At 55.4% G+C, this 15,362-nt stretch carries 11 protein-coding genes and 3 pseudogenes; 10 read left to right on the top strand and 4 right to left on the bottom strand.

Going from position 1 to position 15,362, the window contains the following annotated elements; all coding sequences use genetic code 11:
• Position 1: 1 nt before the first annotated feature.
• The 4 genes from kdpC to kdpF are packed head-to-tail and all read right to left on the bottom strand — an operon-like array spanning position 2 to position 4,431.
• Entirely contained in the window at positions 2-586 is a 585-nt protein-coding gene (kdpC, locus tag ACP3TC_RS14980; RefSeq protein ID WP_426816755.1) for a potassium-transporting ATPase subunit KdpC, read from the bottom strand.
• A 9-nt stretch (positions 587-595) separates the two neighbouring features.
• Positions 596-2,644 carry a potassium-transporting ATPase subunit KdpB gene (gene kdpB, locus ACP3TC_RS14975; protein WP_426816754.1) on the bottom strand — a complete coding sequence of 683 codons (2,049 nt, stop codon included), beginning with the start codon at positions 2,642-2,644 and terminating at the stop codon, positions 596-598.
• A gap of 15 nt (positions 2,645-2,659) precedes the next feature.
• The gene (kdpA, locus tag ACP3TC_RS14970) at positions 2,660-4,342 is read right to left on the bottom strand and encodes a potassium-transporting ATPase subunit KdpA (RefSeq protein WP_426816753.1); all 1,683 of its coding nucleotides are present in this window, start codon (positions 4,340-4,342) and stop codon (positions 2,660-2,662) included.
• Complete coding sequence (kdpF, locus tag ACP3TC_RS14965) at positions 4,342-4,431, bottom strand: K(+)-transporting ATPase subunit F (protein ID WP_313856449.1); 90 nt, start codon at positions 4,429-4,431, stop codon at positions 4,342-4,344. The genes kdpA and kdpF overlap by 1 nt, the downstream gene beginning before the upstream one ends.
• A 284-nt stretch (positions 4,432-4,715) precedes the next feature.
• On the opposite strand from kdpF, the gene ACP3TC_RS14960 reads away from it, so the two are divergent.
• From ACP3TC_RS14960 to phrB, 10 genes and pseudogenes are all read left to right on the top strand, one after another.
• The gene (locus ACP3TC_RS14960; RefSeq protein ID WP_313856450.1) at positions 4,716-4,916 is read left to right on the top strand and encodes a YbfA family protein; all 201 of its coding nucleotides are present in this window, start codon (positions 4,716-4,718) and stop codon (positions 4,914-4,916) included.
• Positions 4,917-5,199: 283 nt separating this feature from the next.
• The gene (locus tag ACP3TC_RS14955; protein WP_426816752.1) at positions 5,200-9,435 is read left to right on the top strand and encodes an RHS repeat-associated core domain-containing protein; all 4,236 of its coding nucleotides are present in this window, start codon (positions 5,200-5,202) and stop codon (positions 9,433-9,435) included.
• A gap of 9 nt (positions 9,436-9,444) precedes the next feature.
• Positions 9,445-9,852, top strand: coding sequence for a hypothetical protein (locus tag ACP3TC_RS14950; protein WP_313856453.1), 408 nt, complete (start codon positions 9,445-9,447; stop codon positions 9,850-9,852).
• Between the two features lie 79 nt (positions 9,853-9,931).
• Positions 9,932-10,048 (top strand): annotated as a pseudogene (locus tag ACP3TC_RS14945) (RHS repeat-associated core domain-containing protein); the annotation flags it as partial.
• Between the two features lie 261 nt (positions 10,049-10,309).
• Entirely contained in the window at positions 10,310-10,633 is a 324-nt protein-coding gene (locus ACP3TC_RS14940) for a hypothetical protein (RefSeq protein ID WP_426816751.1), read from the top strand.
• Positions 10,634-10,933: 300 nt separating this feature from the next.
• Positions 10,934-11,402: pseudogene (locus tag ACP3TC_RS14935) on the top strand (type IV secretion protein Rhs); the annotation flags it as partial.
• Complete coding sequence (locus ACP3TC_RS14930; RefSeq protein ID WP_426816750.1) at positions 11,377-11,724, top strand: hypothetical protein; 348 nt, start codon at positions 11,377-11,379, stop codon at positions 11,722-11,724. The pseudogene ACP3TC_RS14935 and the gene ACP3TC_RS14930, both read left to right, overlap by 26 nt.
• Before the next feature lie 367 nt (positions 11,725-12,091).
• Positions 12,092-12,205: pseudogene (locus ACP3TC_RS14925) on the top strand (RHS repeat-associated core domain-containing protein); the annotation flags it as partial.
• A gap of 762 nt (positions 12,206-12,967) precedes the next feature.
• Positions 12,968-13,924: a YbgA family protein gene (locus ACP3TC_RS14920; protein WP_426816749.1), complete on the top strand. Its 957-nt coding sequence runs from the start codon at positions 12,968-12,970 to the stop codon at positions 13,922-13,924.
• Positions 13,925-13,939: 15 nt separating this feature from the next.
• Positions 13,940-15,361: a deoxyribodipyrimidine photo-lyase gene (gene phrB / locus ACP3TC_RS14915; RefSeq protein WP_313856463.1), complete on the top strand. Its 1,422-nt coding sequence runs from the start codon at positions 13,940-13,942 to the stop codon at positions 15,359-15,361.
• Position 15,362 lies beyond the last annotated feature (1 nt).

The following is a 15,362-nucleotide window of genomic DNA, read 5'->3' as shown; positions in this document are numbered from 1 at the left end:
ATTATTGGGTCGACTGCACGTTCTTTTGTTCTAACGCCAGATTCAGCATAAAGACATTTACCGTTGCTTCGCCAGTAAATTTCAAAAGCGGCTGTTTGATGTGCTGTGCAATCAGCGCATCGACCTCTGCCAGCGGGATGTTACGCGCCTGTGCTACGCGCGCAGCCTGCCAGTATGCCGCAGCCGCTGAGATTTCGGGATCAAGGCCGCTGGCGGAAGCCGTCACCAAATCTGACGGTACCTCGCGGCTGGCCTGCGGATTAGCCGCGCGCAGTGCCGCAATGCGTTCGGCAAACAAGCGATCGAGCGCTGGATTACTGGCTGCCAGATTGCTACCCGCTGACGCCAGTGCATTATAAGGCGCGTCGGCGGTGGCGGATGGACGGCCCTGGAAATCTGCCGGCCGGGTAAATGCCTGACCGATTAACTCAGAACCGCGCGGCTGGCCTGACACCTCGATCAACGAGCCATTGGCCTGCCACGGGAAAATCGCCTGCGCCAGCCCGGTAACCAACAGCGGGTAAGCCGCACCGGTAATCAGTGAAAGCAGAATAAACACCAGCAGTGCCGGACGTAAAATGGACATAACGTTTCCTTAAACCAGACCGGTCATGGTTAATAGCAGATCGATAGCTTTGATACCGACAAACGGCACCAGAATACCGCCAGCGCCATAAATCCACAGATTGCGTCGCAGCAGCGCAGCCGCACCCAGCGGCCGATAGCTGACCCCTTTTAATGCCAGTGGGATGAGAAAGACGATAATCAGCGCATTAAACATCACTGCTGACAAAATCGCCGAGGCCGGAGAGTGCAGATGCATAATGTTCAGTGCATTCAGCTGTGGCCAGCTGACGGCGAACGCCGCCGGAATAATGGCAAAATATTTTGCTACGTCATTGGCAATACTGAAAGTGGTCAGTGAACCGCGTGTCATCAGCATCTGTTTGCCAATATGCACCACTTCAATCAGTTTGGTGGGATTGGAATCGAGGTCGACCATATTGCCCGCCTCTTTTGCCGCCTGCGTACCTGAGTTCATCGCCACCGCCACATCGGCTTGTGCCAGCGCGGGCGCATCATTGGTGCCATCACCGGTCATCGCCACCAGCCGGCCTTCGGACTGATACTGACGAATCAGTGCCAGTTTGGCTTCCGGCGTAGCTTCTGACAAAAAGTCATCGACACCGGCTTCTGCGGCAATCGCGGCGGCGGTTAACGGGTTATCACCGGTGATCATCACGGTTTTAATCCCCATGGTGCGCAGTTCGGCAAAGCGCTCTTTTATCCCACCCTTCACAATATCTTTTAACGCTACCACCCCCAGCGCCACATTGCCTTCGGCAACCACCAGCGGCGTACCGCCGGTGCGTGCCACCTGTTCAACCAGCGTCATCACTTCAGGCTGGAACTGACCGCCGTTAGCCTCGACGTGGCGTTTAATCGCGTCCACCGCACCTTTGCGAATCATGCGCTGCTGAATATTGACCCCGCTCATGCGGGTCTGGGCAGAGAAGGGCACAAAGGTCGCGTTCAGCGCGTGCAGATCGCGCTCGCGCAGGTTAAAGAGCTGTTTTGCCAGCACCACGATACTGCGGCCTTCCGGGGTTTCATCGGCCAGTGAAGCCAGCTGCGCGGCATCCGCCAGCTGTTGTTCGCTGACGCCAGGCGCGGTTAAAAATGCAGAGGCCTGGCGGTTACCCAGCGTGATGGTGCCGGTTTTATCCAGCAGCAGCACATTAATATCACCGGCGGCTTCTACCGCGCGGCCGCTGGTGGCAATAACGTTAGCGGCCAGCATCCGGCTCATCCCGGCGACACCAATTGCCGATAATAATCCGCCAATGGTGGTCGGAATCAGACAGACCAGCAGTGCAATCAGCACCGTAATACTGATCGGCTGACCGGCAAACCAGCTGAAAGGCCAGAGCGTGGCGGTGGCAAACAGAAACACCAGCGTCAGTGCTACCAGCAGAATAGTCAGGGAGATTTCGCTTGGCGTTTTGCGGCGTTTTGCTCCTTCAACCATGGCAATCATCCGGTCGAGGAAGGTTTCTCCTGGGTTAACGCTGCACTGAATAACCAGCCAGTCAGATAACACCCGCGTGCCGCCGGTTACCGAGGCAAAGTCACCGCCTGATTCTCGAATCACCGGCGCGGACTCGCCGGTAATCGCGCTTTCGTCTACCGAAGCGCCGCCTTCAAGTACTTCACCGTCGCAGGGAATAGTATCGCCCGCTGCGGCCAGCACGATATCGCCTTTACGCAGCGATTCTGCCGTAACGCGTTCGGCTGGTGCGTCGTGGCGTGCGGCTGACAATTTATTGGCCCAGCTGGTTTTCTTCATTCCCTTAAGCGCGTTAGCTTGCGCTTTACTGCGGCCTTCAGCTATCGCTTCCGCAAAGTTGGCAAACAGCACGGTAAACCACAGCCAGATGGCGATGACGGCGGTAAACCCGGCGTTGCCGCTGGCGTAACCTGACACAATCGACAGGGCGATCAGGCTGGTAATAATCGAGCCGAGATAGACGATAAACATCACCGGATTCCGCCACTGCACGCGGGGATCGCATTTTTTCAGCGCATCGACCAGCGCCTGACGCGTCATTGCCGCATCAAATAGAGGTTGTTGCTTGCGAGTCATAAACTGCTCCGGTACTTAATGAGTCAATTGAAGATGTTCAGCCACCGGGCCAATTGCCAGCACCGGGACAAACGTCAGCGCGGCAACCAGCAGAACGGTGCCGGTCAGCAATCCGATAAACAGTGCGCCGTGGCTCGGCAGAGTGCCGGTTCCGGCCGGCTGCGCTTTTTTCGCTACCAGTGAACCAGCAATCGCCAGCACCGGCAGAATAATGCCGAAGCGGCCAACAAACATGGCAAACGCCAGCAACAGGTTGTAGAACGGAGTATTGGCACTGAGCCCGGCAAAGGCGCTACCGTTGTTATTGGCAGCCGACGAGAGCGCATACAGCACTTCGCTAAAACCGTGCGGTCCAGGATTAAGGATGCCTGCGCGTCCGGCGTCGGTGGCAATCGCCAGTGCGCTGCCGATTAGCACCAGCGTGGGTGTAACCAGAATCGCCAGCGCGGTCATTTTGATCTCTTTGGTATCGATTTTTTTACCGAGGTACTCCGGCGATCGACCAATCATCAGCCCGGCAATAAATACCGCCAGCAAAACAAACAGCATCATGCCGTACAGGCCAGAGCCGACGCCGCCAAAAATCACTTCACCAATCTGCATCAGCAGCATTGGCACCATACCGCCGAGTGCGGTAAAGGAGTCATGCATGGCATTAACCGCACCACAGGAGGCGGCGGTAGTCACTACCGCATACAGTGCGGAACTGAGGATGCCAAAGCGCGCCTCTTTGCCTTCCATATTAAACGGCGAGGAAGCGCCAGCCGTAAGCAGGTGAGGATTGCCTTTTAGCTCGGCCCACATCACCACGCTGGCGGCGATAATAAACAGCAGCGTCATGGTGGCCAGCAGCGCATGGCCCTGGCGGCGGTCACGCACCGCTTCGCCAAAGGTGAAACAAAGCGCTGCCGGAATCAGCAGAATCGCCAGCATCTGCACAATGTTGGTCAGGGCATTGGGGTTTTCAAACGGATGAGCTGAGTTAGCGCCAAGGAAACCGCCGCCGTTAGTGCCCAGCAGCTTAATCGACTCCTGCGAAGCGATCGGCCCCATCGGTAAAGTCTGGCTCGATCCGGCCAGTGTATGAAGAGTCTGATAAGCGCTAAGGTTTTGCAGTACGCCCTGGCTGACAAAAAACAGCGCAAGGATTAATGACAGCGGCAGCAGCAGATAAAGAGTAATGCGTAACAGATCCTGCCAGGCGTTACCAAGGGTATCCACGCTTTGCCGTGAGAAAGCCCGAATCAGCACCAGCGCGACCGCAATACCGCTGGCGGCTGAAAGGAAGTTCTGCACCGTCAGGCCAACCATCTGACTAAAGTAGCTCAGGGTATTTTCGCCACTGTAGGCCTGCCAGTTGGTATTCGTGACAAAACTTATCGCCGTGTTAAGCGCCAGATGCCAGCTCATCGCCGGAAAGTGTTGCGGATTAAGCGGCAGGCGATCCTGCAACATCAGGATGGCGAACAGCACCAGTACGCCGAGCAGATTGATCGCGATAATCGCCCAAAAATAGCGAATCCAGCCCATCTCTTTCTGGCGGATACCACACAGCCACCACAGGCGGCGTTCAAAGCCAGCCCGCCACGGACCCGCGTGGCCATCAACCAATTTCACCATGCTTTTACCCAGTGGTTGCGCCAGTATCAGCAACAGCGCCACAAAGCTAAACAGTAACAGGCTTGCGGAGGCGGCCATCAGAACGCCTCCGCATTAATCAGGGCGTAAATCAGGTAGCCGGTCAGTAATGCAACCAGTAGCACGCCAGCGATAATCTCAACACTCACAGTACACCTCCGGGGTGTGATTCAGATAAGCGCAGAGTAATCATCGGCGTGCAAAGAAGGTGTATAGAAAGCAGGGCAGGATATAAAAAAAGTATAAAAATCGCCGCTGCGTTAACACTTTGTCGTTATTTGATAACAATTCTGTAACTCAATTACAGCGATAGCTAAAAACAGCGTATTTTTCGCCAAAAAAGTGGTCGGATCAGTAGTAAAATTACATCAGGCAGCGTATATTAATTGGACAGATTACATACAGAATTTATTTCAATTTCGGAGGCGTGGCCATGTATCAGAACTATTCACTGTATAAAGTTATTCTGCGTCGCGTAGCGGCTGTCATCATTGGTGTGCTGGCGCTGCCGGTGATGTTATTCCGTGAGGATCGTGCTCGTTTCTACAGCTATCTGCACCGATTCTGGAGCAAAACCAGCACCAAGCCGGTCTGGTTGGCTCAGTCAGAAGCTGCGGCCTGCGATTTTTATTAAGTTACCTCTCAGGCGGTGATTTCAATGCCGGCGCTGAGGGTTTACACCCTGCACGTCAACGGGAACTGAAAACAGATTCCCGATCTTAAATCCCGCATTTGCGGGATTTTTTATTTTTAGCTTCCCGCGTCAACGCTCTGCTGATTTCCGTTGAATCGCCTTCGCGATCGCCGTCACGGTAAAAAACTAATCACTGTGTGAAATTAATCAGTAAAACTGATGCCTCCCCTCTGCACGCGGATGTCGTGACGAGATAAAACAACCCGGACAGGACGTCTGAACTATGAGTGATTATTTTGCCGCCCGCCAGAACGACGCGCTGGTGCACACCAGCATGTTTGCCGAAATCACCTGCCTGCTGGTCGAAGGCGCGGCGTACGCCGCAGCCGGTGCCGCCGTGGCCGCCGCCGCCGCGGTTACCGCCCCGCTGGCCGGGGCCGGTGCGCTGGCCGCCGGGCTGGCGGCGGTCGGCTCCGGCTGCGTGCTCAGCGGCATTATCGGCGGCCTGCTGGCCAACCTCGCCGGGGTGACCGGTGACATCTCCCGCGCCGCCGACGGCATCGGCAGTTTCCTCTTTCCGCCGCGCCCCTGCGGGCGCATCACCAGCGGCTCTCCCGACGTCTTTATCAACGGCCTGCCCGCCGCGCGTGCCGCCGGCAAACCGCGTCCGTCCGGCAGCCCGCAGGCGGTTGTGCAGCAGCCGCAGGACTTTTTTGACTACGGCGCGGCGCTGCTCGGCGCCGCCGGGCAGACGCTCAGCGGCTTCTGGCGGCCGGTTGAGGCCGAAGCGGAGGCCGCCGACCCGGCGCATCAGGACACTATCGGCTGCGACCGCCACCGCGGGCCGGACTGGCTCGCTGAGGGCTCGGACTCGGTGTTTATCAACGGACAGCCGGCGGTGCGCAGCGGCGACCGCACCACCTGCGGTGCGACCGTGGCCGCCGGCGCCTCGCCCGACGTGATTATCGGCGGCCGCGCCCGGGTGGTGCGGCAAATCCGCAGCGGCACCACCCCGTGGCTACTGCCGGCCGCGATGCTGCTGCCCCTGATGCGCGGGCGCCCCGGCGCGGTGCTGAAAAACCTGCCCTGCATGCTGTACCGCGCCGGCGGCGGCATGGCGGCGGACCTGCTGATAAACGCCGCCTTCGCCAGTCCGGACCCGGTGCACGCCGCCAGCGGCGCTAAGGTACTTAATGGCGACGACGACCTCGACTTCGTGCTGCCTGGCCGCCTGCCGCTGCGCTGGCAGCGCTGCTACAACAGCCGCTCGCGGACGGCCGGCATTTTCGGCCGCGGCTGGATGACCGCCTTCGACAGCCGCATCGAGCTGCGCGGCGACGACGCGCTGTGGCTGGACGAAACCGGGCGCGGGCTGCGCTTCACGCTGCCGCCGCCTGATGAGCCGCTGTTCAGCCGCGGCGATGGGCTAATTTTTCGCGCCGGACCGGGCGGCGCACTGGCGGTGGCCGACGACGGCGGCCTGTGGCGGCTGTACCGGCCACTGCGCGGCAACCCGGCGCGGCTGCGGCTGGCCTCGCTCAGCGACGAGTACGGCAACCGGCTGGAGTGCGAATACGACGACGACGAACGGCCGGTGCGCATCCGCGACGAGCCCGGGGCGGTTAACCTCACCCTGCACTACGATAGCCCGGACTTCCCGGCGCGCGTCACCGCCCTCAGCCATCACGACGGCGGGCGGCGGTGGCCGCTGGTGCGCTATGGCTACGACGCGGGCGGCCGGCTGGCCTCGGTGACCGACGCCGCCGGGGTGGCCACCCGCGGGTTTCGCTACGACGGGGCGGGCCTGATGGTCTGGCAGCGGCTGCCCGGCGGGCGCGAGTGCGAATACCGCTGGCGGCGGCACGACCACTGGCGGGTGGTCGCCGCCCGCAGCAGCGGCGGCGCGGCCTGCGAAATCAGCTACGACCTGCCCGCCGGGCTGACCACCGTCACCGGCGGTGACGGCGCGGTGCGCCGGCACAGGTGGGATCGGCAGCAGCAGGTCACCCGCTATACCGACGCGCGCGGCGAAAGCTGGCTGTTCACCCGCGACGACGACGGGCTGCTGACTCGGCTCATCGACCCCGCCGGCCACGCTACGCTGTATCGCTATGACGACGCGGGCAACCTGGTGGAGGAGGAGGATCCCGCCAGTCACGTGCGGGCGACGGAGTGGCTGGCGCACCGCGCGCTGCCGGCCAGCATCACCGACGCCGACGGCGGCGTCACCCGGCTGGCGTACGACGCGCACCACGGGCTGGCGGCGGTGACTGACGCCTGCGGGCAGACCACGCGCCTTGAGCGCGACGAGTACGGGCAAGTGGTGGCGGTGACGGACGCGAACGGCGGGATCAGCCGCCGGGACTACGATGACGCAGGGCAGCTGACGCGCGCCACCGACTGCACCGGCAGCAGCACGCGCTGGCGTTATCATTCGCGGGGCTGGCTGCAGGCTGAAATGCTCGCCGACGGCGAGGAGACCCGGCTGGAGTACGACGCGGCGGGCCGCCCGCTGCGGGTGAGCCGGGCGGAGGGGTGGCAGGAAAGCCGGGAGTACGACGCGCGCGGCCTGCTGAAAACGCTCACCGACGCCACCGGGAAGCGCCACCACTTCCGCCACGACGCCTGCGGCAGGCTGGTGGCCACCCGCAATCCGGAGGGGGGTGAGGTGCGGCGCGAGTACGACGCGCAGGGGCGGCTGGCGGCGCTGGTGAATGAGAACGGCGCGCGGCACCTTTTCCGCTGGCGGCCGGGCGGCCTGCCGGAGAGCGAAACCGCGCCGGACGGCGTCACCACCGCGTACCGCCACGACGACGCCGGGCGGCTGGTTTCGCGAGCGCTGTCGGCGGAGGGCGCGGCGCCGCTCGCCGAGGAGTATGAGTACGATGCGCGCGGGCTGCTGGCCGCGCGGCACACCGCGGACGGCGTCACCCGCTTTGAGCACTCGCCGGGCGGGCGGCTGCTGCGCGCCGTCACGCACCCGCACGGCGGCGGGCCGCAGGCGTTGGGGCTGGAGTACGACCGCTGCGGCCGCACGGTCGCGGAGTGTGGGGAGAACGGCCGGGTGGAGTACGCCCACGATGCCGCGGGCAGCCGCACGGCGGTGACGCTGCCGGACGGGCGGCGGCTGAAAAACCTGTACTACGGCGGCGGGCACCTGCTCGGCATCGCGCTGGACGGCCTGGCGATAAGCGACTTTCGCCGCGACCCGCTGCACCGCGAGGTGAGCCGCAGCCAGGGGGCGCTGACCAGCCGCACGGCGTACGACCGGCACGGGCGGCTGCGCAGCCGCGAGCTGTTCCGCGGCGGGCAGGTGCGGCCGGCGCCGCGCCAATGGTCGCGCAGCTGGCAGTATGACAACGCGCACCGGCCGGTGCGCGAGGAGCATGACGACAACCCGCACGCGTGGCGCAGCTGGCAATACGACGGCGCGGGGCGGCTGCTGGCCCAGGGCGGCGGGCTGGCGGACCATGAGCGCTGGCGGTGGGACGCGGCGTCCAACCCGGTCGACCCGGGCGCGGGGGCGGTTGCCGGCAACCGGGTCACGCAGCTGAACGGCGTGCGCTGGCGGTATGACGCGTACGGGCGGGTGGCGGAGAAGGTCAGCGGGCGCGAGCGCTGGCGCTACCGCTACGACGGGGAGCAGCGGCTGGCAGAGGTGGTGCACGACACCCGCGACGACCGGGGGTTGCGGCTTCACGTCGGCTTCCGCTACGACCCGCTGGGGCGGCGCGTCAGCAAAACCCGCTGGCGGCAGGATGCGTCCGGAGAAGTCTGCGGGGAGCCGCAGACCACGCGCTTCGTCTGGGAGGGGCTGCGGCTGCTGCAGGAAATTGAGGACGGGGTACCGCTGACTTACGTCTGGGCCGGGCCGGGAAGCTACGAGCCGCTGGCGCGGATTGACGGGGCGGAAAACCCGGCGGTTTACTGGTACCACTGCCGCCCGGACGGCACGCCGGAGGCGCTGACCGACGAGGCGGGCGCGGTGCGCTGGCGTGCGGGAAACGGCGCGTGGGGCAAGCTGCAGCGTGAGACGCGGCAGGACGCGCCGGACTTTGCGCAGAGCCTGCGAATGCAGGGGCAGTACCTCGACAGGGAAACCGGGCTTCACTACAATCTATTCCGCTACTACGATCCCGACTGCGCGCGGTTTACCCAGCCGGATCCGATTGGGCTGGCGGGCGGGCTGAATCTGTATCAGTATGCGCCGAATCCGCTAAGCTGGATTGATCCGCTTGGTCTAACAGGTTGGCAAATAGATGGTTATAGAACAACTGCTATTTTGCAAGGTGGTACTTTTAAAGAGAAATATTATAGGGATGGACAAACTGGATTGTGGTGGTCTAAAGATTCTACCGGTCATGGCGGATCTGTCTATAAAGTATTTAGAGAAACATCAACATCCTTAGAATGGATTGCTGACGCTGATAAACATGGTCAGTTCATACCTGATAAACATAAAGGTAATACAGGGAAAAGTATTCCTAAGAAAAGTTGCAGTAGTATTACTATTAAATGAGCCAAAGACATGATAAATACAACATCTGAATTCATAAAGTTGAGAAATAGTGACATCCCTGCTGAATATAACAGGACTGGTATAGAAGAAGCACCCATTGATGTTTGGATGGAACTGATTGAAAACCATCCAGACATGAAAGTTTGGGTTGCAAGAAATAAGTCAATCCCTATGGAGATAATTAATATTCTTTCTCTTGATAACGATCCGGTAATTAGGGATGCTATATCCTCAAAATACCCTTTGGATATTGAGATCTATCAATTATTTTCTAAAGATGCAGACGAGGGAATTAGAGCAAAATTAACTTACAATAAAGGTTTGCCACTCTTTATTCTAAAGGATATGGCTAAAAACGACCCAAGCGAATTTGTAAGAACTGAAGCAAAGTCTAAATATGATAAACGAATGAAATAACTTCAAAGATAAGCCAAAAGAACCAGATTCTATGAACTGCGATACAAAAATGATGGTGAATTACAACCGACGCTGATAGTACGATCCGAACGGCGGACGCTTTACTCAACATGACCCTGTGGGGCTGGCGGGGGGATTAAACCTCTACGCCTACGCTCCAAACCCACTCAGTTGGATCGATCCACTGGGTTTAAGTTTTATAGATATTATTGGCGATGCAGCTCAGACAACTGGGAAAAAATATCAAGGGGCTGAGATTTATAAAATCACATCCAAAGTTAAAGTTGGTGATGTTACCTTTAAAAACGGAGATTATTTCTATTTGGATAATTTGCATAAAGATCATTATGAGACATTTTCTTCATTGGGTAAGTCTAAGGGTGTCTTTAATTTAGATGGCTCTTATAATGAGAGAAAATCCGGAAAAGCAGCTAAAAGAAAAGGGCCGGGGTGTTAGATGAATATTGTTCTTAAAGAAGAAATCCTTAAAAACAGAAATGATCTTATTGAGGGTACTTTTTGTTTCTCATTGTTTGAGGAAGCATTGTTCTATTCTTCTTTATTGGATGACTTGATTGATAACTCTATGCTATTTATAAAGGAGAACGGAAGTGATACAGAGGTAAAGGATTTTTTATCCTGGGTGGTTAATTGTGTTGATCAGTGTTTTTTATCACATAAAGATGAAGGTGATCTTTACACTATTAAGAACTATTCATCAGAAATAGAAAAAAATTGGATGAATGTATGGAAGCCAAAAATTAATGAGATAAATAATTAGATATGTTTCAAATAATATCTGAAAAGATCTTCCCGGCTTTTTTTAGCTACCCGTTATGGCGATAGCATGTCCGGGGCAAAAGTGTACGTCGGGGCTGCCGGGTTAAGCAGCGGCTCCTTACGTGAAAAACCGCCCCTGAAAAGCTATCCCCATCAGTAAGTTAAGTGCAATGAACAACCCCGCCGCAAGCAGCGGGGTATCAAAACCACAGTCAACAGCGAGAGTTGAACGCCCCAAGGGGCGGAGAATTCGACCCTCAGAGATTAAAAAGTACGATGGCACCGGAATCATCCCTATGGTCCGATTGGGCTGGGAGGTGGGTTAAACACATACGCCTACGCTCCAAACCCATTGAGCTGGATCGATCCGCTTGGGTTGAGTGGTGATAATGTATTTATACATTATACCGACAAGGCTGGTTTCGAGAGTACAATGAAAACGGGTGTTCTTGAAGCGAATGCTAAGGGCAAGGTTTATATAACGGATATATTAATGTCTCCAAAGGATGTTATGAGGGATATTCATTATCAATGATCCTAAGCACGTAGGAAGAGGAGATTATGCGATTATCTTTAAAGCAGACCCTGTTCAAATGGGCAACATAAAAGCCTCATCAGCCCTTGAATACATACATTCAGGCAGAATAAAATTGAATGACGTACTCTACTCAGGGAGCAACCCTTACTCGTTAACATCCAAAATGGAGTATGAAACTCGTAATAAACTAACTATGAATCAGATGAATGCAAGAGGTAAGTGTAGTGGCTGAGAATGAGAAAAAAATAAATATTACACAAGATGAGATTAGTGCGCTCAAAAAACTCATTATGTATATTAAGTTCTCTTGTGATGATGTCGAGTCATTACAATATGCCGGAAGTTATGCGATCAATAACTTCTTTGATAAGCTTATTGAGGCTGACTATCTTGGTGAGTATGAAAAGAAATTTTATAGTAAAAGAAATTTAGATAATGAAGATGTTGTAATGAGTAAAATCAAAGCACACGAAGATGAATCTATTAATAAAATGAGTGAAGACACATTGCAAGAAGTGTTTAAAGAGTGTCTTCATCCATTTAAGTCTGAGTGAATAACATTATTATGATCTTGTAACAAAAAAGAGAGGGTAAGTATAGAGTTGCTCTCTCATGTCTTTACATCCATTTAATATTGCTGTCAGTTTTAATAACCACCAGGTCGGGGATCTCGCTAATCTCCAGTGATGCCCGGTCAGGTCGATTTGCGTCAGTCAGTCCCCCGCCAGATACAGCTCACCGCTATCCCGCACCCAGTCCGCATTGAGTTGAGTGATATTTCTGTACTCAATAAGTCTGTGCTTAATTTACTATCTGATTTAAAATAATTTTATACAGATAAAAACTATCTTGGTAGGGCGATAGCATATGAACTATGATACAAAATACCTGACCCATTACGACCCCAATAGGCAGTGCGATCCGCAAATCGGGCGGTTTACGTAACAAGATTCGATTGGGCTGGCGGGCGGGCTGAATCTGTATCAGTATGCGCCGAATCCGCTGGAGTGGGTGAACCCGCTGGGGTTAGCAAAAGTTATATGTGCAGGAACACCAAAGGATGCACTAAAGAACGTTAATAGAGGTCAGGGACCTAAAGATATCAACCGCATTGATGAGCCAGAACAAAGTGTTCCTCGGTGTCAATGTTATGCTCATCAGACAAAGCCTGAAAAAGGTAAACATCCGGCATCAAACCAGGATGGCTCAATTCATGATGGTCCCCCCCTTATTTACTAAGGAGGCTTTAAAATGGCTAGCTTGGGTGAGTAAATATTTAAGAATGCTCACATAATTTAAATTGACTATTAAGATGAATGGCAGCCAATAGCCTGGATGCGAGAGAAGTTAAGTGGATTTATGACAGGGAAATGACGATAGTGATTTAGTCTCTCTTCAGGAAATGTCATTACTGGTAAATATTGATAAATCAGAATGCTCATTCAATTTCATCATACATACGATTAACCTGATGGAAGAATATAATGATAACTTTGGTGACGACATAACTCAGATTTTGCAAGCTCAGCAAAGCATCAAAATATTATCATAATCATATAAAATAAGTGGGAAGCGATTCTTTCGATTTTTTAGCTTCAGCCGACTTGACCTGGGCAGAATCTGACAACCTTTCCTCAATATTGATAGATTGGTTCGGCACAACTACCGTCATGGGTTGCCTGAGCTGATATGCAAAATTTTTAATTGAATCTTCCCCCTGTCTTCAACCTTCCCGTGCCACCGTCTTAAGTTTCAGCTACACTTAAACCTCTACAAGATTTAAGGGGCTGTACAACTATGAGCGATAAAATTCCAATTGGCATCAGTGCTTGTCTGCTTGGTGACAGCGTCCGTTTTGACGGCGGCCACAAACGTTTTGCTTTTGCCACTGATGAACTCGCTCCTTTTGTGCGCTTTGAACCGGTTTGCCCTGAAGTCGCCATCGGTTTACAGACGCCGCGTCCGGCGCTGCGGCTGGTGAAAGCGCAACAGGATGAGGTGGCGCTCTGCTACAGCAAGCAGGGTGGTGACGATATCACCGATAAGATGCAGGCATTCTCCAGGGAAAAGGTGGCGCATCTACACCATCTGTGCGGCTATATCGTCTGTGCTAAATCGCCCAGCTGCGGGATGGAGCGGGTGCGGATTTATGAATCCGACACGAATAACAATCGAAAAGCCGGGACAGGGATTTTCACCCGCGAGCTGATGCGCGAAATTCCCTGGCTACCGGTAGAGGAAGATGGGCGGCTGCATGACGATGCCATCCGGGAAAATTTTGTCGAGCGGGTTTACGCGCTGTATGAGTTTAATCAGCTATGTAAGTCAGGCCTGACCCGCCACGGCCTGATGGAATTTCACAGCCGTTACAAGCTTTTGCTGTTGGCGCATTCTCAACCACAATATCGCGAACTGGGCCGTTTTGTTGCCGCGATGGAGCAATGGGAGTCGCTGGAGGAGTATGCGGTTGAGTATCGTAATCGTCTGATGAGCCTGCTGGAACAGCAAGCGACGCGCAGTAATCACACTAATGTGCTGATGCATGTTCAAGGTTATTTCCGTAAGCAGCTGACTTCGCCACAACGGCAGGAGCTGGCGACGCTGATTGACCGCTATCGGCAGGGGATCCAGCCGCTGCTGGCGCCGATTACCTTACTTAAACACTATATGGCGGAATTTCCGGATGCTTATCTGGCTCAACAGCGCTATTTCGAACCCTATCCGGAAGCGCTGCGTTTGCGCTACGGTCACTGATACGGCAGGAGTTTTATGACCACCCATCTGGTCTGGCTGCGTAATGATTTGCGCGTCAATGATAATACCGCGCTGTACGCCGCGTGCCGCGACACTAAGGCGAAAGTTATCGCCCTGTTTATTGCCACCCCGGTACAGTGGCAGCAACATCAGATGGCGCCGCGTCAGGCGGCGTTTATTTATGACAATCTGCAGTTGATGCAGCAGGAGCTGGCCGGGCGTGGTATCCCGCTGCACTATTTACAGTGCGATGATTTTGCGGCGTCGGTAGAGCAGCTGGCTGAATTTTGCCAGCAACATCAGGTCGATCGCCTGTTCTATAACTATCAGTATGAGGTTAACGAACGGCAACGCGATGCGGCGGCGGAAAAATTATTGTTCGATCAGGATATTATTGCTCAGGGATTTGATGACAGCCTGCTGTTGCCGCCGGGCAGCGTGCAGACGGGTAATCGGGAAATGTACAAGGTGTTTACGCCCTTCAGCAAAGCTTTTGTTAAACGCCTGCACCAGGGCTTGCCGGAGTGCGTGCCCGCACCGCAAGCGCGTGAGGGCGCACCGCTGAAAAAACTCCCCCGGCTGGAGCCGTTCGACTACCCACGACAGTCTTACGATCAGCAGCTTTTTGCTGCCGGCGAGCAGGCGGCAATTAAACAATTGCGTCATTTCTGCCAGCAAGCGGTGACTGACTATCCCAGCCAGCGCGATATTCCGGCGACAGATGGCACCAGCCGACTGTCGGTGTATCTGACCACCGGTGTGTTATCGCCGCGTCAGTGCCTGCATCGATTGTTGAAGCAACATCCGAAGGCGCTGGAAGGTGACGACAGCTTTATCTGGCTGAATGAGCTGATCTGGCGCGAGTTTTATCGCCATTTGCTGGTTGCCTATCCGTCACTGTGCCGCCATCAGCCCTTCACCGTCTGGACTAAAAAGGTCAAATGGCGTCACGATGACAGTCAGCTGAAGGCCTGGCAGCAGGGTAAAACCGGCTATCCGATAGTTGATGCTGCCATGCGTCAGCTGAATACACTGGGCTGGATGCATAACCGTTTGCGGATGATCACCGCCAGTTTTCTGGTTAAGGATCTGCTGATCGACTGGCGCGAAGGCGAGCGCTACTTTATGTCACAGCTGATCGACGGCGATCTGGCGGCTAATAACGGTGGCTGGCAGTGGGCGGCGTCTACCGGCACCGATGCGGCACCCTATTTTCGTATTTTCAACCCGATTACTCAGGGTGAACGCTTTGATAGTAAAGGCGAATTTATTCGCCACTGGCTGCCGGAACTCCAGCAGGTGCCAGACGACGCAATTCATCAGCCGCAGCTGTGGGCAAAGAAAAATCAGCAAAAACTCGATTATCCTGAGCCTTTGGTAGACCATAAGGAAGCACGTAAAAGAACACTGGAAGCCTTTGAGGCAGCAAGAAAATAGG

The organism is Winslowiella sp. 2C04 (genome assembly GCF_050037805.1).
GTDB classification, from domain to species: domain Bacteria; phylum Pseudomonadota; class Gammaproteobacteria; order Enterobacterales; family Enterobacteriaceae; genus Erwinia; species Erwinia toletana_A.
The sequence above is the reverse complement of the archived record's forward strand: the minus strand, read 5'-3'. Positions and strand labels throughout refer to the sequence as shown.

Coding starts and splice junctions, on each gene's coding strand:
- kdpC (WP_426816755.1), bottom strand. CDS start 586: ATGTCCATTTTACGTCCGGCACTGCTGGTGTTTATTCTGCTTTCACTG.
- ACP3TC_RS14930 (WP_426816750.1), top strand. CDS start 11,377: ATGCAAGAGGTAAGTGTAGTGGCTGAGAATGAGAAAAAAATAAATATT.
- ACP3TC_RS14920 (WP_426816749.1), top strand. CDS start 12,968: ATGAGCGATAAAATTCCAATTGGCATCAGTGCTTGTCTGCTTGGTGAC.
- ACP3TC_RS14960 (WP_313856450.1), top strand. CDS start 4,716: ATGTATCAGAACTATTCACTGTATAAAGTTATTCTGCGTCGCGTAGCG.
- ACP3TC_RS14955 (WP_426816752.1), top strand. CDS start 5,200: ATGAGTGATTATTTTGCCGCCCGCCAGAACGACGCGCTGGTGCACACC.
- ACP3TC_RS14950 (WP_313856453.1), top strand. CDS start 9,445: ATGATAAATACAACATCTGAATTCATAAAGTTGAGAAATAGTGACATC.
- kdpA (WP_426816753.1), bottom strand. CDS start 4,342: ATGGCCGCCTCCGCAAGCCTGTTACTGTTTAGCTTTGTGGCGCTGTTG.
- kdpB (WP_426816754.1), bottom strand. CDS start 2,644: ATGACTCGCAAGCAACAACCTCTATTTGATGCGGCAATGACGCGTCAG.
- ACP3TC_RS14940 (WP_426816751.1), top strand. CDS start 10,310: ATGAATATTGTTCTTAAAGAAGAAATCCTTAAAAACAGAAATGATCTT.
- phrB (WP_313856463.1), top strand. CDS start 13,940: ATGACCACCCATCTGGTCTGGCTGCGTAATGATTTGCGCGTCAATGAT.